The sequence below is a fragment of the Micromonospora violae genome (genome assembly GCF_004217135.1).
Lineage (GTDB): Bacteria > Actinomycetota > Actinomycetes > Mycobacteriales > Micromonosporaceae > Micromonospora > Micromonospora violae.
This window is the reverse complement of sequence record NZ_SHKK01000001.1, coordinates 13,064-34,349: the sequence shown is the minus strand read 5'-3', so window position 1 is coordinate 34,349 and position 21,286 is coordinate 13,064. Positions and strand designations below refer to the sequence as shown.

The following is a 21,286-nucleotide window of genomic DNA, read 5'->3' as shown; positions in this document are numbered from 1 at the left end:
GAGGGGTGGGTGATGCGATGTGCGACGGTCAGCTGTGCCGGGTCCGGCGACGGGGACGCTCGCCGCCCTCGCCACCCTCTCCGCCGCCACCCTCGCCGCCGCGCTCCGGGCCACGCCCGCCACGGTCGCCGCCGCGCTCACGGTCGCCGCGGTCACGCGGAGCCCGGTCGCCCCGGTCCCGCCCAGCCGGGCGGTCACCAGCGGCGGCCTCACCGGCGGCCGGAGCCTCGGTGCCCTCCGGGCGGACCTTGTCGAGGTAGATCTTGCCGCGGGCGTCGATGTCCGCGATCTCAACCTCGACCCGGTCACCGACGTTGAGGAAGTCCTCAACCCGCTCGACCCGCTTGCCGTCGCCCACCTTGGAGATGTGCAGCAGGCCGTCACGGCCCGGCAGGAGCGAGATGAACGCGCCGAACGCGGCGGTCTTGACCACCGTGCCGAGGAACCGCTCGCCCTGCTTCGGCAGCGTCGGGTTGGCGATCCCGTTGATCCGGTCGACGGCCGCCTGGGCCGACGGGCCGTTGGTGGCGCCGACGTAGATCGTGCCGTCGTCCTCGATGGAGATCTCGGCGCCGGTCTCGTCCTGGATCGCGTTGATGGTCTGACCCTTCGGGCCGATCACCATGCCGATCTTGTCCACCGGGATCTTGACGGTGGTGACCCGCGGCGCGTAGTCCGACATCTCGGCCGGAGCCTCGATCGCGGCCTTCATGACGCCGAGGATGACCTGCCGGGCCTCGTTCGCCTGCTGCAACGCGGCGGCCAGCACGTCCGACGGAATGCCGTTGAGCTTGGTGTCGAGCTGGAGCGCGGTGACGAACTCCGGCGTGCCGGCGACCTTGAAGTCCATGTCACCGAACGCGTCCTCGGCGCCGAGGATGTCGGTCAGCGTCACGTACTCGGTCTTGCCGTCCACCTCGTCGGAGATGAGCCCCATCGCGATGCCGGCGACCGGCGCCTTCAGCGGGACACCCGCGGAGAGCAGGCCCAGCGTCGAGGCGCAGACCGAACCCATAGAGGTGGAGCCGTTGGAGCCGAGCGCCTCGGAGACCTGCCGGATGGCGTACGGGAACTCCTCGCGCGACGGCAGCACCGGGATCAGCGCACGCTCGGCGAGAGCGCCGTGGCCGATCTCGCGCCGCTTCGGCGAGCCGACCCGGCCGGTCTCACCGGTCGAGTACGGCGGGAAGTTGTAGTTGTGCATGTAGCGCTTGCGGTTCTCGGGGGACAGCGTGTCCACCATCTGCTCCATGCGGAGCATGTTCAGCGTGGTGACGCCCAGGATCTGGGTCTCGCCCCGCTCGAACAGCGCCGAACCGTGCACCCGCGGCAGCACGCCGACCTCGGCGGTCAGCGGCCGGATGTCACGCGGGCCACGCCCGTCCATCCGGACCTGCTCGCGCAGGACCCGGTTGCGCACCTCGGACTTGGTCAGCGACCGGAAGGCGGCGCTGAGCTCCTTCTCCCGACCCTCGAACCGAGCACCCAGCTCCTCGGCGACCCGGGCCTTGACCCGGTCCAGGGCCTCCTCGCGGTCGGCCTTGCCGGCGATGGTGATCGCCTCGGCCACGTCACCGCGGGCCAGCTCGGAGACGGCGTCGTACACGTCGTCCTGGTAGTCCAGGAAGACCGGGAACTCGGTGACCGGCTTGGCGGCGACCTCGGCCAGCTCGCTCTGCGCGCGGCACAGCTCACGGATCGCCGGCTTGGCGGCCTCCAGGCCGCTGGCGACGATCTCCTCGGTCGGGGCGGTGGCACCGGCCGAGATCAGGGCGACGGCGTTCGGGGTGGCCTCGGCCTCGACCATCATGATCGCGACGTCGCCGTCGTCGAGGGTGCGGCCGGCCACGACCATGTCGAAGGTGGCCCGAGCCAGCTCCTCCAGGGTCGGGAAGGCGACCCACTGGCCGTCGATGTGGGCGACCCGGGTCGCACCGATCGGGCCGGAGAACGGCAGGCCGGACAGCTTGGTCGACATCGAGGCGGCGTTGATCGCCACGACGTCGTACGGGTGCTGCGGGTCGAGCGCCAGGACGGTCTCGACGACCTGGACCTCGTTGCGCAGGCCCTTGACGAAGGACGGGCGCAGCGGCCGGTCGATCAGCCGGCAGGTGAGGATGGCGTCCTCGCTGGGGCGACCCTCCCGGCGGAAGAACGAGCCGGGGATGCGGCCCGCGGCGTACATCCGCTCCTCGACGTCGACGGTCAGCGGGAAGAAGTCGAACTGCTCCTTCGGGTGCTTACCGGCGGTCGTGGCGGAGAGAACGACCGTCTCGCCCAGCTGGGCGATGACGGAACCGGCGGCCTGGCGGGCCAGCCGACCGGTGGAGAAGGTGATCTCGCGGGTGCCGAAGGACCCGTTGTCGATCACGGCGGTGCGGGATTCGGTGCCGAGTTTGGTCTCGGTCATGTGCTGTCGTGCTCCTTCGCGTCGTGGGCCCACGACATCGGAGAGCTGCTCAGCCGGCCGGTCTTCGATCGAAGCGCCCGGGTGGTCGGCATCATGCCGGGTTCCCGGGGGCCACTACCGGAGACCGGTACGCTGACCGGCTCCCTCTCGGGTGGTCGCGCGGCCCGTGTTTCTTCAGGTGGGACGCGGCACGGGGGAGCGGCCGTCCGGCCACTCCCCCGTCACGTCACCGGCGCAGACCGAGCCGCTCGATGAGCGACCGGTAGCGGGCAATGTCCTTCTTCTGGACGTAGTTGAGCAACCGACGGCGCCGGCCGACCAGCAGCAGCAGCCCACGGCGGCTGTGGTGGTCGTGCTTGTGCACCTTCAGGTGCTCGGTCAGCTCCGCGATCCGCTTGGTGAGGACCGCGACCTGAACCTCCGGCGAACCGGTGTCGCCCTCGGCGGTCGCGTACTCCGCGCGGATGCTGGCCTTGGCTTCCTGATCGAGCGCCATGTTCTCCCTGTTTCGATGGGTTGATCAAGTGGGTGTCCGTCGTCCCGATGGACCGGGAACGGACCGGTTCCTCGCACCCGCGGCGTCGAGCAGGCACGCGAGGCCCCACGCCGGTCACCCGACGTCCCGGCAAGACTACCAGCACTCACCGGTAACACCCGGCGAAGGGCCTCGGTGGCGGCCCGTCACCCCCGCGACGATCAGGCCAGCGCGCGTCGGGTGCGCTCGACGTCCTGATGCATCTGGGCGATCAGCGGCTCGATCGAGTCGTACCGGACCTGACCCCGCAGGTGCGCCACGAAGTCCAGGGCCAGTCGCTCGCCGTACAGGTCCCCGCTGAAGTCCAGCGCGTACGCCTCCACCCGCCGCTCCCGGCCGGAGAAGGTCGGGTTGGTGCCGACGGACACCGCCGCCAGCAGCGGCTCATGCTGGCCGCGACGGATCAGCCGGGCCGCGTAGACCCCGTCAGCGGGCACCGCCGCGTAGCGGTGGCAGAGCAGGTTGGCGGTGGGGAAGCCCAGTTCCCGCCCTCGCTGGTCGCCGCGGACCACGACACCCTCCACCCGGTGTGGGCGGCCCAGCGCGGCGGCCGCCGCGCCCACGTCGCCGGCGTCGACGCAGGAACGGATGTACGTGGAGGAGAAGACCGTGCCGTCCGCCGCGACCAGCGGGCCGCCCTCGACGCCGAAGCCGAACGTCTGACCGAGCCGTTCCAGCAACGCCACGTCGCCGGCCGCCCGGTGCCCGAAGCGGAAGTTGCTGCCGACCACCACCAACGCCGCGTGCAGGTGCTCGACCAGGACGTCGTGCACGAACTGCTCGGCCGGCACCCGGGAGAACTCCGGGGTGAACGGCACCACGCAGAGCACGTCCACGCCGAGCGCCTCGATCAGCTCGGCCTTACGGGCCGGCTCGGTGAGGATCGCCGGGTGCGAACCGGGGCGGACCACCTCGGCCGGGTGCGGGTCGAAGGTGACCACCACCGACTGCACGCCCAGCTCGCGGGCCCGGGCCACGGTGTGCCCGATCGTCGCCTGGTGCCCCTGGTGCACGCCGTCGAAGACGCCGATGGTGACCACCGAGCGTCCCCATCCGCCGGGCGCCGCGTCGTAGCCCCGCCACCGCTGCATGCCGTTCCTCTCTGCTGTCCCGCCGGCCGGCGGGTCGACACCGCCGGCTGCGGGCCGGCGGACCTGCGCCCCGCGTCAGGCCGGGGCGAGCACGATCTCCGCCCGCGCCCGCCCGTCCCGCTCGCTGACGATAGCGATCAGAGCACCGGTCGGCCCGAAGACGGCGTACGGGCCGGTGAGGCCGGCCGGGTCCAGTGGTCCGCCGTGGGCGAGCACCCGGGCCTCGTCGGGGGTGGCCTCCCGGCGCGCGAAGAAGCGGTCGGCCGCCGCGTCCAGTGGCAGGTTCACCACGTCGGGGGCGCGCTGCTCCAACTCGTCGAGGGTCGCCGCCTCGGCGAGGGTGAAGCCACCCACCGCGGTACGCCGCAACGCCGTGAGGTGCCCGCCGACGCCGAGCGCCAGACCGGCGTCGCGGGCGATGGCCCGGATGTACGTGCCGGAGGAGCAGGTCACGTCCACGTCCACGTCCACCACGTCCGGCTCGGTACGGCGGATCGCCAGCACCTCCAACCGGGAGATGGTGACCCGTCGCGCCGGCAGTTCGACGCTCTCCCCGTCGCGGACCCGCTTGTACGCGCGCTGTCCGTTGATCTTGATGGCGCTGACCGCGCTCGGCACCTGGTCGACCTCGCCGCTCAGCCCGGCCAGCGCCGACCGGATCGCGTCGTCGGTGACCTGACCGGCCGGCGCGGTGGCGGTCACGTCGCCCTCGGCGTCGTCGGTGACGGTGGTCTGACCGAGGCGGATGGTGCCGGTGTAGCTCTTGCCCGCGCCGATCACGTAGGTCAGCAGCCGGGTGGCCCGTCCGACGCCGATCACCAGCACGCCGGTCGCCATCGGGTCGAGGGTGCCGCCGTGCCCGACCCGTCGGGTCTTCGCCAGCCGGCGGATCCGCGCCACCACGTCGTGCGACGTCATGCCGCCGGGCTTGTCGACCACGATCAGACCATCGGTGCTCACGTCTGCCAAGCCTGCCAGATGGCACCCACCCCGCACCGCGTGGGCAGGCCCGGCGTGACCCGCGGCGCCAACACGGGCCCTCAGCGGACCGCGCCGGTCACCGCCCAGCTGCCGTTGCGCAGTCGCAGCAGCAGGGCGACCAGCCGGATCACCACGAACAGGGTGAGCCCGGCCCAGATACCGCCCAGCCCGAGATCGAACACGTACGCCAGCCAGATGGCCGGCAGGAAACCGCCGAGCGCGGCCACGATGGTGAGGTTGCGCAGGTAACGCACGTCGCCGGCGCCGATCAGCACGCCGTCGAGGGCGAACACCACCCCGGCCAGCGGCAGCATGGCGACGAACCACGGCCAGGCCACCATGGCCTGCTCGCGTACCCCTTGATCGGAGCTGAACCACGACGGCACGACGCCGGCGCCGGCGGCGACGAGCAGCGCGAACGCCACGCCGCAGACACCACCGAGCAACCCGACCCGGCGGGCGAGCGCCCGCGCGCCCGCGTCGTCGCCGGCCCCGAGCGCGGCCCCGACCAGGGACTGCGCGGCGATGGCCAGGGCGTCGAGCACCAGCGCGGTGAAGAACCAGAGTTGCAGGGCGATCTGGTGGGCGCCGACGGCGGCGGCACCGAAGCGGGCCGCGACGGCGGTCGCGGACAGGAAGCTGGCCTGGAACGCCAGGCCCCGGATCAGCAGGTCCCGGCTGAGCACCAGTTGCTGGCGGATCATGCGGGGCTGGGGCCGCAGCGACACCCGCTCAGCGACCAGGGCGGCGGCGAAGAGCACCCCGCAGAGCGTCTGCGCGACGACGTTCGCCACCGCCGAGCCGACCAGACCCAGCCCGGCGGGGTAGACCAGCAACGGGCAGAGCAGCGCGGAGAGCAGATTGGGGCCGAGCACGAACAGCAACGGGCGGCGAGTGTCCTGCACACCGCGCAGCCAGCCGTTGCCGGCGGCGGCGAGCAACAGGCCGGGGGCGCCGAGGGCCGCGATCCGCAGCCATTGCGCGGCGGCGTCGGCCACCTCGCCACCACCACCGGCGAGGGTACGCGCGAGCGCGCCTCCGCCGACCTGCATGCCGATCGCGATCAGCAGCCCGACCCCGAACGCCAACCAGGACGACTGGACGCCCTCGGTGACCGCGGCGGCCCGGTCACCCGCGCCGAAGCGGCGGGCGGCGCGCCCGGTGGTGCCGTAGGCGACCACGGTGCCCACCCAGGCGGTGAGCGTCATGACCGTGCCACCGACGGCGAGCGCGGCGAGCGGCACCCGGCCGAGGTGACCGACCACGGCGGTGTCGACCAGCACGTAGAGCGGCTCGGCGGCGAGCACCACGAGGGCCGGCAGGGCGAGGCTGGCGATCCGGCGCGCCGAGGCGGACCCGTCGGTGGTGGTGGCGGTGGGGGTCAGCTGGCTCATCGTCGCCGATCCTCGCACGTGCCTTGTAAGGATCGCAAGACCACTGGTGGCTTACGCATCCGCCCGCTTACCGACCTGTCGGCGGTCGACTTCCGCTTCCGGCCCGAACGCGCCCCCTGTCGCCGCCATCCCCGTTTGCGACGCTCACTACCCTGTCCGAGGCTCCCAACCGGGGAGCACCATGACAGCGATAGGCCTTCATTACATTGAGCGACAGTTACTCTCCGTACGGAGAGCAGCAGCCCGGCCCGAACGTCACCCCCTGGAGCGGCCCGCCAGCCGCACCGCAGCAGGGCGGCTACCCGCCATACGGACAGCCACCGCCCGCGCCGCAGTACGGCACACCGGTCCCACCGGCACCGAACAAGTCGAACCAGGGCCTGATCATCGGTCTGGTCGCCGGCGCGGTGGTCGTCGTCCTCGCCCTCTGTGGCGCCGGAATCGGCCTCCTGCTCGCCAATGACGACGACGACAAGCCCGTGGTGGCCACGTCCTCCGGCCCCACCCTGGGCACCGGCGACGGCTCGGGCAGCACGCCGGACACGGCGGCCGTCCCCACGCCCGGTGCGGCGGACCCGCCGAACACCAACGACAACAACTCGATGACCGCCCGCTACTCCAGCGACCTGTCGAACGTGTGCGAGGGCAGCCCGATCCTCAACGCGGCGCCCTACAGCGGCCCGGCCAGCGCCAAGGCGTACGCGTTCTCCAACAACCCCGGACGGCCGACGTCCTGGTCGTCGAAGTACGTCCCCTCGGACAAGCCCTACTACGCCAAGAGCGAGGACTACCAGAAGGTGTCGGTGGTCGGCTGCCTGAAGTACGAGGAGGGCAGCGAGGGCACCCCGAAGAAGTGTCAGTACAAGGACAAGTCGGACAAGCAGGTCACCGTCGACTACGTCTCGTCGCGCTACACCCTGACCTTCCACGCGGCCAAGACCGCCGAGAGGATCGGCGACGGCGGCACCGTGACCGCCCCCACCAGCAGGTGCCCGAGCTTCATCTCGTACGACAAGGCCACCATGCGGGCGTACGCGACGCCGGACGCCGGCACCATCGAGGCAGCGATGGACAAGTTCCTGTCCTGAACGACTCCCCCGGACGACCAGACGGGGAGCCGGCACCGGCCGGTCGCGGCGGACCGTGACCGGTCAGGGCATCGAAATCGGACGGATGGTGACGCTGCCGGCGTGGCACATCGGCGGCGTCACCACCGGTCGAGATGGGTCACTGACGGGTGTCCATCGACGTCTGCAGCGCGCGGCGAGCCTGCTCGCGGGCATCGTCGGTGGTGGTCTCGGGCTTGGGCTTGTTGGGCATGGTGGCGCTCCTCTTCCAGGGCGCGAGCCGCCGACGCGCGGCGACCCTCACGGGCGGTCGTGCTGAGCGCCCCACGACGGTCCGGGGTTACCGGAGCAGCCGACTGGGCAGCGTGAGCCCGGGTCGATCCGACCCTGGAGGGAGGCGGCACGGGGTGTGGCACCACCACCCATGACCTGCACCGCCAGGCGGCACCGGCCTTCTCCCAAGTTATCGTTCAGGTCCACATACTGCTTACGGTTCCCGCCATCTGGACGGTCGGCAACCCGGCTCAGCGGGCCAGAAAGTGCCAGCCCAGCCACCACCAGAAGCCGAACAGACCGATCCGGCCCACCGGCACCGAACCGACCTCGTAGCGCATCACGTAGGCGCAGACCTCGCCCAGCGTCGGGATCCGGGAACCCTCCCGCCGGGCCACCCACTCGACCACCGCGAAGAGAACCAACGCGGTGAGGAACCCACCGATCGCCAGCGCGCGCATCATCGCCGCACCAGCCCCCAGAAGGCGGCCAACCAGGCGAACCAGGCAGCCGACCGGGTCAGGTGATCCTCCAGGAGCGGGTCGGCCAACCGGGAGAAGGTGGGGAACTCATCGCCGGCAGCCAGCACGAAGGTCACACCCTCGAAGACCCCGAAGACCACCACCGGCACCGCCCACCAGGCTGCCCCCGCGCCCAACCGGCGCGGGGCCGGCCGGCGCGGCACCCGGTTGCTCAGACCGAGCCAGATCAGCACCCCCCCGGTGCCGAGAGTGAACAGATTCGCCTCGGTGGAGAAGGACGCGAACCGGCCACCGACGAGCGACAGGCAGACGAGGACGGGAACCGAGACGGCAGGCCGGTCCCAGGCGCGGGGGGCCTCCACCGTGAGATCGTGCGGCTGCTCCATCCCGCAATTCTTCCCGGTCTCACGGAGCGCGGGAAGACCGACACTCCCCGGAGCTGACCCTGATCTTCGCCGACCGACCGATCGACGACGGTCGACAGGCGGCGTCAGCCGATCAGCGCCGCGTCCAGTTGACCGCGGATCGACTCGATGACCTGCTCGGCGGTGCCCCGACCGGTGAACCCGGCCGCGAAGGTGTGCCCACCACCGCCCAGCGCGACCGCGACCCGACTGACGTCCACCGCGCCCTTGCTGCGCATCGACACCGCCCACTCGGCGGGCCTGGTCTGCTTCACCACGCAGCTCACATCCGCCTCGGCCGTGCACCGCACCGAGTCGATCAGCGCCTCCAGCACGTACGGCCGCTGGTCATGCCGGGCCAGGTCGTCCAGCGTGGCGAAGGTCCAGACCAGCCCGCGACCCCCGGCGGCGGCCGGCTCCAGCTGGGCTCGGCCGAGCACCTCACCGAAGAGTCGGACCGCCCCGAAGGGCCGGGTGTCGAAGACCCGCCGGGAAATGTCACCGGGCGAGATGCCGGTCGCCAACAACCGCGCCGCCATCTGATGCACCGCCGGAGTGGTCGCCTCGAACCGGAACGAGCCGGTATCCGTCGTCAGCGCCACATAGAGGCACTCGGCGATGGCCGGATCCACCACCACTCCGAGCCGGGCCAACAACTGCTCGGCCACCACCGACGTGGCCGCCGCGCGGGGGTCGACCAGGTTCACCGTGCCGAACCCCGGGTTCGAGGCGTGGTGGTCGAGCACCAGCGCCGCACCCGCCGACGACAACCGGCCGGCCAACTCGCCGAGGCGCGACTCGCTCGCCGCGTCGAAGCAGATCACCAGGTCGGGCGCCGGGTCGGCGGCGTCCGCCGGGACCAGCAGGTCCAGACCGGGCAGCCCACGGAACGGCTCCGGCACCTCCGGCGGCCCGGGAAAGGTCGCCTGCACATCGCGTACGCCGAACTGCCGCAGGCCCAGACCGAAGCCGAGCATGCTGCCCAGCGCGTCGCCGTCCGGGTTGACGTGGCAGATCAGCAGCGTACGGGCGGTCGGCGGAAGAGCCCGCACCAACGCCTCGGCCGCGGCCCAGTCCGCCTCGGCGGGGCCGAGCCCGGCTGCCCCGGCGAGCGGGGCGCTGGCGGTGCTGGTCACCGCGTTTCCCCACCCCGCGGGGTCTCCTTGACGTCGGTGGCCTCGTCGGCCTCGTCCGTCTCGTCGTCCTCGTCCTCCACCCGGTACGGCTGGGCCTCACCCGCGTACGTCGCCTGGGCGGCGAGCCGCTGCACCTCGGCATCGGCGTTACGGGCGGCGGCGAGCAGGTCGTCGATGTGCTTGACCTGGTCCTGCACGTCGTCGAGGACGAACGTCAGGGTCGGCGAGTGACGCAGCCCGAGCGCCTTGCCGACCGTGCTGCGCAGCATCCCCTTGGCGCTCTCCAACGCCGCCGCGGTGTCCGCCTGGGCCACCGAGTCACCGAGCACCGTGTAGAAGACCGTCGCGTCCCGCAGATCGGCGGTAATCCGGGCATCGGTGATGGTGATCATCCCGAGCCGCGGGTCCTTGATCTGGCTCCGCACCACCGACGCGACCAGCTCACGCACCCGCTCGGCGTGCCGGCGTACCTTGGCCGGATCAGACATCTCGCCACCTCCACGGCGTCCTGCTCCCGGTCGGCCGGCGGCCCGGAGGCCGCCGGCCGACCGGCCAACATCTCGAACACTACCTTCGCGGCCGCCCCGGTCGCCCGGCACAGCCAGCACCATGGTCAGTCGTCGTCCGCGCCGTAGAGCCGGCGTCGGACGGACAGCAACTCGACCTCGGGGCGACCGGCCACCAGGCGCTCACAGGAGTCGAGCACCTCGCGGACGTGCGCCGTCTCGGCGGCCACCACGGCCACCGCGAGCTGCGCTCGACCATGCAGGTCGAGCGCACCCACCTCGGCGGCCGACACCTCGAAGCGGCGCAGCGCCGCCACGATCGGCCGTACATATGATCTCTTGGCTTTGAGCGACCGGGAGTCGCCCGGCAGCAGCAGGTCGAAGACCGCGGTTCCGGTGAACATCGCCCCGGACGATACCGCCAACCCGCCCCGCATGATCAAGGGGTTTACGCCGACTGGCGTAAACCCCTTGATCAGCGTGTCACTGCCGGATCAGGCGCGAACCTTCTCCCGCATCTCGAAGGTCTCGATGACGTCGCCGACCTGGACGTTGTTGTAACCACCCAGGGTCAGACCGCACTCGAAGCCCTCGCGGACCTCGGTGGCGTCGTCCTTGAACCGCTTGAGCGAGGTGATCGTGAGGTTGTCCGCCACGACCGTCCCGTCCCGAAGCAGGCGAGCCTTCGCGTTGCGTCGGATGATGCCCGACCGGACGATGCAACCGGAGATGTTGCCGATCTTGGACGAGCGGAAGACATCGCGGATCTCCGCGGTGCCCAGCTCGGCCTCCTCGTACTCCGGCTTGAGCAGGCCCTTGAGCGCTGCCTCGATCTCCTCGATGGCCTGGTAGATGACGGTGTAGTACCGGATCTCCACGCCCTCGCGGTCGGCCATCTCACGGACCTTGTTCGAGGCCCGCACGTTGAAGCCGATGATCGTGACCGGCTCGGACGAGGCGCTCGCGAGCATGACGTTGCTCTCGGTGATCGCGCCGACGCCCCGGTCGAGGACCTTGAGCTGGACCTCCTCGGGGATGTCGAGGTTGAACAGCGCGTCCTCCAGGGCCTCCACCGAACCGGAGACATCGCCCTTGAGGATGAGGTTGAGCGACGTCTTCTCGCCCTCCTTGAGCTGCTCCATGAGCGTCTCGAGGGTGGCCCGACCACGGGAGTTGGCGAATGCCGCCGCCCGCCGCCGTGCCTGTCGCTGCTCGGCGATCTGCCGCACCGTGCGGTCGTCCGCCGCGGCGAGGAAGGTGTCACCCGCACCGGGCGGCGCGGTCAGACCCAGCACCATGACCGGACGCGCCGGCCCAGCCTCGGAGAGCTGGTTGCCGTTCTCGTCGAGCATGGCCCGGACCCGGCCGTGCGCCCCACCGGCGACGATCGAGTCGCCCGCCCGCAGGGTGCCCTTCTGCACCAGCACCGTCGCCACCGCACCGCGGCCCTTGTCCAGGTGCGCCTCGATGGCCACACCCTGCGCCGGCCCGTCGATCGGAGCGGTCAGCTCCAGCGACGCGTCGGCGGTCAGCAGGACGGCCTCGAGCAGCTCCTCGATGCCGATGCCGGGCTTGGCGGCCACGTTCACGAACATGGTCTCGCCGCCGTACTCCTCGGCGACCAGGCCGTACTCGGTCAGCTGCTGGCGGACCTTGTCCGGGTTGGCCTCCGGCTTGTCGACCTTGTTGACCGCGACCACGATCGGCACGTCGGCCGCCTTGGCGTGGTTCAACGCCTCGATGGTCTGCGGCATCACGCCGTCGTCGGCCGCCACGACCAGGATCACGATGTCCGTCACCTGGGCACCACGAGCACGCATGGCGGTGAACGCCTCGTGACCCGGGGTGTCGATGAAGGTCACCGCGCGGTCCACACCATCGTGCGGAACGTGCACCTGGTACGCACCGATGTGCTGGGTGATGCCACCCGCCTCACCGGCGACGACGTTCGCCTTACGGATGGCGTCGAGCAGCTTGGTCTTACCGTGGTCGACGTGACCCATGACGGTCACCACCGGCGCACGGCTGACCAGACGCTCCTCGGCCACCTCCGCGTCGAGGTCGATGTTGAACTGCGCGAGCAGCTCGCGGTCCTCGTCCTCCGGGCTGACGATCTGGATGTCGAAGCCCAGGTGCTCACCCAGCAGCTGCAGGGTGTCGTCAGAGCAGGACTGGGTCGCGGTGACCATCTCGCCCAGGTTGAACATCTCCTGGACCAGCGAACCCGGGTTGGCGTTGATCTTGTCGGCGAAGTCCGACAGCGAGGCGCCACGGGAGAGCCGGACGACCTGACCCTGACCCCGGGGAGCACCCGAGCTCATGGTCGGGGCCGACAGGTTGTCGAACTCCTGTCTGCGCTGCTTCTTGGACTTGCGACCGCGCGTCGGCCGGCCACCCGGACGCCCGAAGGCACCCGCGGCGCCGCCGCCACGGCCACGACCACCGGCACCCGGACGACCACCGCCGCCGGACGGAGCACCCGGACGGAAACCGCCACCGGGAGCACCGCCACCGCCGCCGGGACCGCCACGGTAGCCACCGCCACCGCCGGCACCGCCGCCGCCACCGGGGCCGCCGCGGTAACCGCCACCGCCGCCGCCACCGCCGGGACCGCCACGGAAACCGCCGCCACCGCCACCGGGACGACCGGCACCGCCACCGGGGCGACCGGCGCCACCGGGACCGGGACGACCGGCAGCCGGACGCTGGCTCGGCATGGACGCCGGGCTGGGCCGCGGCGGCATGGAGTTCGGGCTCGGCCGCGGCGGCATACCCGCCGGGGTGTTGGGCCGAGGGCCACCCGCACCGGCGGCCGGGGGCCGCTGCTGCTGGCCACCCTGGATGCCGAACGGGTTGTTACCGGCGCCGCGCGCCGGCGGACGACCGCCCGGCCGGGCACCCGGACCGGGAGCCGGCGCGCTCGGACGAGCTGCCGGCGAACCGGGACGGGGCGGCATCGCCGCGGGACCCGGCCGAGGACCGGGGCGGTTGCCACCGTCTGCCGGAGGCTCCCGGCGAACCGGGGTCTCCCGCTGCTGCTGGCGGGCGGCCTGCGCGGCCTTGACCGCGGCCTCCTGCTCAGCCTTCAGCGCGGCGGCACGCGCCTCCGCGGCCGCCACCTCGATGTCGTGGGCACTCGCCGGCTTGGCGACCGGGGTCGCCGACTGCGGCGCTGCGGGCACCGGACCCTTGGGCTTCGGACCGGGTGTCGGCGCGGCCGGCCGCCGAGGCGGCATCGGCTTGGCCGAGACCCGGGGTGCGCCCGGGGTCGGGGTTGGCGTCGGGGTCGGGGTTGAAGCCGGCGTCGACGCGGGCGCCGACGGGGCGGCCGGAGCCGGGGCACCGGCGGACGCGACGAATGCGTTGCGCAGCCGCCGGGCGACGGGCGCCTCGACGGTGCTGGACGCGGACTTCACGAACTCGCCCATTTCCTTCAGCTTGGCGAGAACGGTCTTACTCTCGACCCCGAGCTCTTTTGCAAGCTCGTGTACGCGGGCCTTGCCTGCCACTGCACTCCTCACTCCGAGGTCGTGCGGGCAGCACCCGCAGCGACCTCACTCGTGCACTTGAAGCCTGGTCATTTCAGGGACTTCATCGTGTGCTCATGTCGGTCGTCCTACCCTGCTAGCGACCCTCGCCCGGTCGGGCTGACCGGACGTAGTGGTTGGCGCATCGACGTGCTCTGCCAGCACACCGTGGTCAAGGACCTCGGTGCTGCGCAGCGCACGCCCGAAGGCGCGACGCCGCACTGCCAGCGCGAAGCAGGCCGGATCCGGGTGCATGTTCGCTCCCCGACCCGGCAGCCTGCGGAGCGGATCAGGCCGGAGGCTGTGACCAGCCTCGTCCCTGACCGCGACGATCCGCAGCAATTCGCTGGCCGGCGCACGTTGCCGGCAACCCACACAGGTGCGCTCCGGCTGCGCGCGTCGTACCACTGGAGGAAGTCTACCCCTAGCTACCCGAGATCGCGCCGCCCGGCTCCCGCACGTGATCAGTTGCCCCGCGCACTGCCGGTGCCGCCTGCTCCGCATCGGAGCGAATGTCGATCCGCCAACCGGTCAATCGGGCCGCGAGTCGGGCATTCTGCCCCTCCCGACCGATCGCGAGCGACAACTGGAAGTCCGGAACTGTCACCCGGGCGGCCCGACCGGCCAGGTCGACCACCTCGACCCGCAGCGCCTTGGCCGGCGACAGCGCGTTGCCGACGAAGGTGGCCGGGTCGTCCGACCAGTCGATGATGTCGATCTTCTCGCCGTGCAGCTCGCTCATCACGGCGCGCACCCGCTGACCCATCGGGCCGATGCAGGCGCCCTTGGCGTTCACTCCGGGGGTGGTGGAGCGGACGGCGATCTTCGTGCGATGGCCCGCCTCACGGGCGATCGCGCCGATCTCCACGGTGCCGTCGGCGATCTCCGGCACCTCCAGCGCGAACAGCTTCTTGACCAGCGCCGGGTGCGACCGGGACAGGGTGATCTGCGGCCCGCGCATGCCCTTGGCCACGTGCACCACCACACAGCGGACCCGCTCGCCGTGCGCGTACCGCTCGCCGGGCACCTGCTCGGACTGCGGCAGCACGCCCTCCAGCTTGCCCAGGTCGACGCTGACGATGCCCTTCTCGGTGCGCGTCTCGTGCGCCTGCACCACGCCGGTGACCAGGTCACCTTCGCGGCCCACGTACTCACCGAAGTGCACCTCGTCGGTGGCCTCCCGCAACCGCTGGAGGATCACCTGCTTGGCGGTCATGGCGGCGATCCGGCCGAAGTCGTGCGGGGTGTCGTCCCACTCCCGCACCAGGCTGCCGTCGGAGTCCAGCTCCTGCGCGTACACCAGGGCGGCGCCCGACTTGCGGTCGATCTCCACCCGGGCGTGCGGCTCGGCCCCGTCGGTGTGCCGGTAGGCGGTCAGCAACGCGGTCTCGATCGCCGCGAGAATCGTGTCGAACGGGATCTCCCGCTCGCGCTCGAGTGCGCGCAGCGCCGCGAGGTCGATGTTCACCTCTCCTCGTCCTCCACATCATCTTCGTCGTCGATGTCGTCTGAATCGTCGATGTCGTCGGAATCGTCCGCGTCGTCGAACTCGTCGTCCGGCTCACCGAGCTCGGCGAGCCGGGTGAACTCGACCTGCACGCGGCCGGGGCCCAGCTGGGCGTACGCCCAGGCGGCGCAGCCGTCGTCGGTCTCCAGGTGCACGCCCTCGTCGTCGGCCGCGACCACCCGGCCGGTCAGCTGACGGTCACCGGCGGGCTGCTCGCCGCGCTGGCCGGGCAGCGCTGCCGCGCCCCGGACGGTGACCTTGACCAGGCGCCCCACGTTGCGCCGCCAGTGGCGGGGCAGGGTGAGCGGTCGGTCCACGCCGGGCGAGCTGACCTCCAGCTGGTACTCACCGGCGACGATGTCGCCACCGGTCTCCTCCGCGGCGTCCAGCGCGGCCGAGACCGCGCGGGAGACGTCCGCGACGGCGTCCAGGTCGATCCCGCCGTCGGTGTCCACCATCACCCGCACCACGTGGCGGCGGCCGGCCCGGGAAACCGACAGGTCCTCCAGGTCGTAGCCGGCGTCGTTGACCACCGGCTCGATCACGGCCCGCAGTCGGGTCCGCCGCGCGGCGAGGTCACCGCCGCGGGGACCCGCGGCGTCGCGGGGTCGCCCCGTCGGCCTGGTGGCACGGCCACGCTGCGTCATCTCCGCACCCTCTCCCTGGTCGACGGTGACCGGTCGTCCCGCCACGCCGGCACGCCACCGGAGTGGACACGCCGGTGGTTGCGCAGAGCGTAACGCGCCTTCGCGGTGGCGGACCGGGCGGCGCACCGACGCCGGTGACCCCCGGACCGGCACGCATGGTGTTGACTTGGCCGGTGGTGATCGGCAGAACGACGCAGCGCGGCCAGGCATCCGGACATTCCCGGCGAAAACTCCTGAGTGCCGGGGCCCTGCTGGTGCTCGGCGGCGCCGTGACGCCGCTAACCGGCTGTGATCTTTTCGACCGTGACGACCAACCAGCCCCACCGCCCGACCCGCTGCGGCCGATGGTGGACGAGGCGCTCGCGCTGGCCGCCGCGTACCGGGCGAGCGCGACCGCGTATCCCGAACTCGCCGACCGGCTCGACCCGATCGCCGAGACGCACACCGCACACGCCACCGAGCTGGCCCGGGTGATCGGCGTGACGCTGCCGTCGGCGGCCTCCGCCGCCCCGACCGCCGCCCCGGCGGCCGATCCGAACGGCGCGCGCGCCGCGCTGCGGGCGCTGGAGAAGACCGCCCAGCAGTCCGCCACCGCCGCCTGCGCCGCGGCACCCGCGGAACGGGCCGCACTGCTCGGGTCGATCGTCGCCGCCCGGGCGACCCACCAGGAGGCACTGAAGTGAGGCAGCCATCCGCCGAGGAGGCGCTCGCCGCCGCCCTGTCCGCCGAGTACGCGGCCATCTACGCCTACGGACGGATCGGCGTCCGGCTCAGCGGAGCGGCGCGGGACGCGGCACGCCAGGCGGAAGCCGCCCATCGACGTCGGCGCGACGCCCTGGTGGTGCAGCTCACCACGGCCGGCGGCGTCGTCCCGGCGGACCGCGCCGGGTACGCCCTGCCGTTCCCGGTCACCGATCGGGCGAGCGCCCTGCGGCTCGCCGCCGAGGTGGAGGAGCGCACAGCGGCGCACTGGCGGGCCGCCCTGGCGTCCACCACCGGCGCCGACCGGGACCAGGCGCTGGCCGCCCTGGTCGAGTACGCCGTGCGGGCCACCCGCTGGCGGAAGACGGCCGGGTCGACCCCGCTGACTGTCCCGTTTCCCGGTCGACCGGCCTGAACCTCTCTGCTCCGGTTGCGGTCCGCATACCAGGTATGCATACTCCGTTGCCATGTCCATCCGTCACGGGCTGCTCGCCCTGCTCGAACGCGGCCAGATGTACGGCTACCAGCTGCGCGCCGCGTTCGAGGAGTCGACCGGCTCGACCTGGCCGCTGAACATCGGGCAGGTCTACACCACGCTGTCCCGGCTGGAACGGGACGGTCTGGTGCGCCCGCTGCCGGAGAGCGAGGCCGGGCAGCGCCCGTACGAGATCACCGACGCCGGCCGGGCGGATCTGGCGCTCTGGTTCGCCACCCCGATCAGCCGTACCGACCGACCCCGCGACGAGCTGGCGATCAAACTGGCGCTGGCGCTGACCACCCCCGGGGTCGACGTCCGGTCGGTGGTGCAGGCCCAACGCAGCGCAACGATGCGGGCTCTTCAGGAGTTGACCCGGTTGAAGTACGGCAGCAACCGACCGGAGGACCTCCCGTGGCGGCTCGTGCTGGATTCGATGGTGTTCCAGGCCGAGGCGGAGGTGCGCTGGCTGGACCACTGCGAGACCAGTCTGGTGCGACACCAACCCAGCGGCCCGGCCCCTCCCGTCTCCCGGCCCAGCGACACCGACGCGGGTGACGCGGCACGATGGACCGGCGAGGAGGCACGACGGTGAGCGGGTCGGACGACGCGGTGCTGGACCTCCGCGCCGTCCACCGAACCCACGGGTCCGGACCGGCCGCGGTGCACGCGTTACGCGGTGTCAGCCTGGTCGTCCGGCCCGGCGAGCTGGTCGCCGTGATGGGGCCGTCCGGGTCGGGGAAGTCGACCCTGCTGGCCCTCGCCGGCGGGTTGGACCGTCCGTCCGGCGGCGAGGTCCGGGTCGAGGGGCAACCGCTGGGGGCCCTGGACCGGCGCGGGCTGGCCCAGCTGCGCCGCCGCCGGATCGGCTACATCTTCCAGCAGCTCAACCTGCTGGGCAGTCTGAGCGCACTGGAGAACGTGGCGCTCCCGTTGGAACTCGACGGCACCAGCGGACGCCGCGCCCGGGCGCTGGCCAGGGCGGCGCTCACCGAGGTGGGCATGCCCGCACTGGGTGACCGCTTCCCCGACCAGCTCTCCGGTGGGCAGCAGCAGCGGGTGGCCATCGCCCGCGCGCTGGTGGGCGAGCGCCGACTGGTGCTCGCCGACGAGCCCACCGGGGCCTTGGACTCGCAGACCGGCGAGGCGGTGCTGCACCTGCTGCGCCGCCGGATCGACGCGGGGGCCGCCGGTGTGCTGGTCACCCACGAGGCGCGGCACGCCGGCTGGGCCGACCGGGTGGTGTTCCTCCGCGACGGCGTCCTGGTCGACACCACGGCACCGCTGGGCAGCGTCGACCAGTTGCTGGCCGGCAGCGACCGGTGACCATCCGCCGGCCGACGCGGGCCCCCGCTCAGGCCGACACCACGACGCCCCGGCCGGTCGCGCGGCCCACTCCGGTCCGCCGACGGCGCTTCGCCGAGCTGACCGGCTCCTGGCGGGCGGCGCTGCGCATCGCCCGGCGGGAGTCACGCCGGGCCCCGCGACGGACCGCGCTGGTGCTCGCGATGATCGCCCTGCCGGTCGCCGCGCTGGCCTTCCTGGCGGCGAGCTACGACATGGCCGAGCTGACCCCGGAGGAACGCGTCGCGCGCCGGCTCGGGGTGGCCGACGCGGAGTTGCAGTGGATCGCCAGCGCCCCGGTACGACAGGACGAGTGGGGTGCGGGCTGGTACGTCCAGGACGGCGAGCCCCCCGCGCGGGTCACCGCCGCGCAGATGACCGCCCTGCTGGGGCCGGGCAGCCGGGTCACCGAGGTGCGTCCGCGCGTTCCGCTGACGCTGCGCGGCCCGCGCCGTGACGAGATCGTGGACGGGCGGGTGCTGGACCTCACCGACCCGTTGGCCCGCGGGCTGGTGCGGTTCCGAGCCGGCCGGCCGCCGCAGCAGCCCGGTGAGGTCGCAGTCAGTCCGGCCGCGCTGCGCCGCCTGGACCTGCGCCTCGGCCAGGCCGTGGCGACCGCCGACGGGAGCCGGGCGTACACCGTGGTGGGGGTGGTCGAGTTCCCCGACGACCTCGGGCCGGTCGTGGCGCTGCACCCGGGGGCCGTGCCGACGACCGGTCCGGCGCCGGGCAGCGTCTGGCTGGCGGACCTGCCCGCACCGGTGGACGCCGCGCTGGTCTCCCGACTCAACGACCGGGGGGTGGTGATCACCGCACGCGACCCGATCGGTACGCGGACCGGAGCGGACCGGACGGGGTTCGGCCTGATCGGGGGGAGCAACGCCAACGATCTGAGCACCGGCGTCCTGATCGCGGGCCTCGGGCTGCTGGAGGTCGTCCTGCTGGTCGGGCCGGCCTTCGCCGTCGGCGTCCGTCGCCGACGGCGGGATCTGGCGCTGGTCGCGGTGGCGGGCGGCGACGCCGCCCAACTGCGCCGGGTCGTGCTGGCCGACGGCGTGGTGCTGGGCCTGCTGGGCGCCGCCGCCGGCCTGCTGGTCGGCGTCGGCGCGGCGTTCGCCGGTCGACCGCTGATGGAGCAGTACGTCTTCGGCACCCGCTTCGGCGGCTACCGCTGCTGGCCGACCGCGCTGGTGCTGCTCGGCGGGGTCGCGGTGCTGGCCGGGGTGCTCGCCGCGCTGGCACCGGCCTGGACCGCCGCCCGGCAGGACGTCAGCGCCGGGCTCGCCGGGCGACGCACCCCACCGGCATCCCGGGGCCGGTGGTTGACGGTCGGGGTGGCGTTGGTGCTGGGTGGGGCGGGGCTGGCGGCGTTCGGGGCCACCCGGACCTCCCCGGCGGTGATCCTCACCGGGCTGATCCTCGGCGAGTTGGGCCTGGTGTGCTGCACGCCCACGTTGCTCGGGGCGCTGGCCCGCCTGGGCCGGGTGTTGCCGCTGGCACCACGGATCGCCCTGCGCGACGCCAGCCGCAACCGGGCCGCGGCGGCACCGGCCATCTGCGCCGTGATGGCCGCCGTCGCCAGCAGCGTTGCCCTCGGCGCATACCTGGCCAGCGACGGCGTCCGCGACGCGCGCGCCTACCGGCCGGCGCTGCCGACCGGCCACCTCCTGATGTACGCGAACAGGCCGGACGGGCAGCCCACCCTGGCGCAGGTCACCGACGCGGCCCGGGACCAGCTGGGGGTCGACGTGGTCGCCACCGTCTACGCGCCCGACTGCGACGCGACGGGCACCGTCTACTGCGACGTCGCGCCCGTCCTTCCGCCGAGCCAGACCTGTCCGTGGCAACCCGGCGACCGCCTCCCCGCCGCACACCGCCAGCAGGCGCGGGCCGACCCCCGCTGCCGGATCCCCGAGGTGGACTACTTCGGCGGCTACGTCGAGCCCGGGGTGGACGACGGCACCGCGCTGCCACTTCTCACCGGCGCGGACCCGGCGACGACCGCCGCCGCCTCGGCGGTGCTGCGCGCCGGTGGCGTGGTGGTGACCGACCCGCGCTACCTGCACGACGGTCTGGTGACCGTCCGCGTCTCCAACGCGGACGGGAACCCGGACGCGTCGACCACCGTCCGCGACCTGCCGGGGTACGCGCTGCCCGAGGCGGCCGGCCCCTCCCGCCTGCTGCTCTCCACCGCCGCGGCCCGACGCCTCGGTCTGAGCTGGTCCTCGGCCGGCTGGGTGGTCGGCACCACGACCCCGCCCGACGAGGAGCGGCAGGCACGGTTCGCCGCGGCGCTGCGCCCGTTCGGGACGTTCACGCTGAACGTGGAGTACGGCGGCGCCCGACGCGACGTCTCGCCGCTGTTGCTGCTGCTCGCGGTGGCGGCCGGACTGATCACGGTGGGGGCGGCCGGGATCGCCACCGCCCTCGCGGCCGCCGAGGGGCGCGCCGAGCTGACCACCCTGGCGGCCGTCGGCGCGGCCCCGGGGGTACGTCGGCTGCTGGCGATCTGCCAGGCCGGGGTCATCGCCGGACTCGGTTCGGTGCTCGGCATCGTGGCCGGGCTCGGCACCGCCGCGATCGTGCTGGTGTCGGTGAACCGGCAGTACGCCAACGACTGGCCGGTGTCCGCCCCGTACCCCTTCCTGGTGCCGTGGCCCGCGCTCGGGGTGCTGGTGCTGGTGCCGGTGGTGGCCATGCTCGGGGCGGGGCTGTTCACCCGGGCCCGGCTGCCGATCGAACGGCGGCTGGACTGACTGATCCGCCGGTGCCGAAACGGGACCGCGCGGGGGTGCCGTCGGGGCC

Annotated in this window: 20 protein-coding genes; 6 read left to right on the top strand and 14 right to left on the bottom strand. The window is 72.8% G+C overall.

The annotated features are described in order from the left end of the window. Nucleotides 1-28 precede the first annotated feature (28 nt). From EV382_RS00160 to EV382_RS00140, 5 genes are all read right to left on the bottom strand, one after another. Nucleotides 29-2,410 (bottom strand): polyribonucleotide nucleotidyltransferase, encoded by a 2,382-nt coding sequence (locus EV382_RS00160; protein ID WP_130399648.1) that lies wholly within the window; start codon nt 2,408-2,410, stop codon nt 29-31. 226 nt (nt 2,411-2,636) lie between these two features. Next, nucleotides 2,637-2,906: a 30S ribosomal protein S15 gene (gene rpsO, locus EV382_RS00155; RefSeq protein WP_030337594.1), complete on the bottom strand. Its 270-nt coding sequence runs from the start codon at nt 2,904-2,906 to the stop codon at nt 2,637-2,639. 200 nt (nt 2,907-3,106) lie between these two features. Further along, nucleotides 3,107-4,036 (bottom strand): bifunctional riboflavin kinase/FAD synthetase, encoded by a 930-nt coding sequence (locus tag EV382_RS00150; protein ID WP_130399647.1) that lies wholly within the window; start codon nt 4,034-4,036, stop codon nt 3,107-3,109. A 75-nt stretch (nt 4,037-4,111) separates the two neighbouring features. After that, nucleotides 4,112-4,954: a tRNA pseudouridine(55) synthase TruB gene (gene truB / locus EV382_RS00145; RefSeq protein ID WP_244236888.1), complete on the bottom strand. Its 843-nt coding sequence runs from the start codon at nt 4,952-4,954 to the stop codon at nt 4,112-4,114. 122 nt (nt 4,955-5,076) lie between these two features. After that, a complete protein-coding gene (locus EV382_RS00140; protein WP_130399645.1) occupies nt 5,077-6,411 on the bottom strand; it encodes an MATE family efflux transporter in 1,335 nt (444 codons plus the stop codon). A gap of 206 nt (nt 6,412-6,617) precedes the next feature. On the opposite strand from EV382_RS00140, the gene EV382_RS00135 reads away from it, so the two are divergent. Further along, nucleotides 6,618-7,499: a hypothetical protein gene (locus tag EV382_RS00135; RefSeq protein ID WP_130399644.1), complete on the top strand. Its 882-nt coding sequence runs from the start codon at nt 6,618-6,620 to the stop codon at nt 7,497-7,499. A gap of 503 nt (nt 7,500-8,002) precedes the next feature. On the opposite strand, the gene EV382_RS00130 is transcribed toward EV382_RS00135, so the two are convergent. The 9 genes from EV382_RS00130 to rimP form a co-directional block, all read right to left on the bottom strand. Beyond that, nucleotides 8,003-8,212, bottom strand: a complete 210-nt coding sequence (locus EV382_RS00130; RefSeq protein ID WP_208758539.1) for a DUF6186 family protein — start codon at nt 8,210-8,212, stop codon at nt 8,003-8,005. Then, a complete protein-coding gene (locus tag EV382_RS00125; protein WP_130399642.1) occupies nt 8,212-8,619 on the bottom strand; it encodes a hypothetical protein in 408 nt (135 codons plus the stop codon). Before EV382_RS00125 ends, EV382_RS00130 begins: the two co-directional genes overlap by 1 nt. Nucleotides 8,620-8,723: 104 nt before the next feature. Beyond that, nucleotides 8,724-9,773, bottom strand: coding sequence for a DHH family phosphoesterase (locus EV382_RS00120; protein WP_130399641.1), 1,050 nt, complete (start codon nt 9,771-9,773; stop codon nt 8,724-8,726). Continuing rightward, entirely contained in the window at nt 9,770-10,261 is a 492-nt protein-coding gene (gene rbfA / locus EV382_RS00115) for a 30S ribosome-binding factor RbfA (RefSeq protein WP_130399640.1), read from the bottom strand. Before rbfA ends, EV382_RS00120 begins: the two co-directional genes overlap by 4 nt. Before the next feature lie 125 nt (nt 10,262-10,386). Next, nucleotides 10,387-10,683 carry a DUF503 domain-containing protein gene (locus EV382_RS00110; protein ID WP_130399639.1) on the bottom strand — a complete coding sequence of 99 codons (297 nt, stop codon included), beginning with the start codon at nt 10,681-10,683 and terminating at the stop codon, nt 10,387-10,389. 90 nt (nt 10,684-10,773) lie between these two features. Continuing rightward, complete coding sequence (gene infB / locus EV382_RS00105) at nt 10,774-13,788, bottom strand: translation initiation factor IF-2 (protein WP_130399638.1); 3,015 nt, start codon at nt 13,786-13,788, stop codon at nt 10,774-10,776. A 93-nt stretch (nt 13,789-13,881) separates the two neighbouring features. After that, nucleotides 13,882-14,214: a YlxR family protein gene (locus tag EV382_RS00100; protein WP_081884157.1), complete on the bottom strand. Its 333-nt coding sequence runs from the start codon at nt 14,212-14,214 to the stop codon at nt 13,882-13,884. Nucleotides 14,215-14,230: 16 nt separating this feature from the next. Then, the gene (gene nusA / locus EV382_RS00095) at nt 14,231-15,274 is read right to left on the bottom strand and encodes a transcription termination factor NusA (protein WP_130399637.1); all 1,044 of its coding nucleotides are present in this window, start codon (nt 15,272-15,274) and stop codon (nt 14,231-14,233) included. Further along, entirely contained in the window at nt 15,271-15,960 is a 690-nt protein-coding gene (rimP, locus tag EV382_RS00090; RefSeq protein WP_130399636.1) for a ribosome maturation factor RimP, read from the bottom strand. Before rimP ends, nusA begins: the two co-directional genes overlap by 4 nt. A gap of 155 nt (nt 15,961-16,115) precedes the next feature. Here rimP and EV382_RS00085 point away from each other — a divergent pair, with 155 nt between their 5' ends. Genes EV382_RS00085 through EV382_RS00065 form a run of 5 tightly spaced genes read left to right on the top strand, consistent with a single transcriptional unit; the run spans nt 16,116 to nt 21,237 of the window. Next, nucleotides 16,116-16,643, top strand: coding sequence for a hypothetical protein (locus EV382_RS00085; protein ID WP_244236475.1), 528 nt, complete (start codon nt 16,116-16,118; stop codon nt 16,641-16,643). Next, nucleotides 16,640-17,077 carry a ferritin-like domain-containing protein gene (locus tag EV382_RS00080; protein WP_130399635.1) on the top strand — a complete coding sequence of 146 codons (438 nt, stop codon included), beginning with the start codon at nt 16,640-16,642 and terminating at the stop codon, nt 17,075-17,077. Before EV382_RS00085 ends, EV382_RS00080 begins: the two co-directional genes overlap by 4 nt. 52 nt (nt 17,078-17,129) lie before the next feature. Then, the gene (locus EV382_RS00075; protein ID WP_130399634.1) at nt 17,130-17,732 is read left to right on the top strand and encodes a PadR family transcriptional regulator; all 603 of its coding nucleotides are present in this window, start codon (nt 17,130-17,132) and stop codon (nt 17,730-17,732) included. Beyond that, nucleotides 17,729-18,463, top strand: a complete 735-nt coding sequence (locus EV382_RS00070; protein ID WP_244236474.1) for an ABC transporter ATP-binding protein — start codon at nt 17,729-17,731, stop codon at nt 18,461-18,463. Before EV382_RS00075 ends, EV382_RS00070 begins: the two co-directional genes overlap by 4 nt. Next, nucleotides 18,460-21,237, top strand: a complete 2,778-nt coding sequence (locus tag EV382_RS00065) for an FtsX-like permease family protein (protein ID WP_244236473.1) — start codon at nt 18,460-18,462, stop codon at nt 21,235-21,237. Before EV382_RS00070 ends, EV382_RS00065 begins: the two co-directional genes overlap by 4 nt. Nucleotides 21,238-21,286 lie beyond the last annotated feature (49 nt).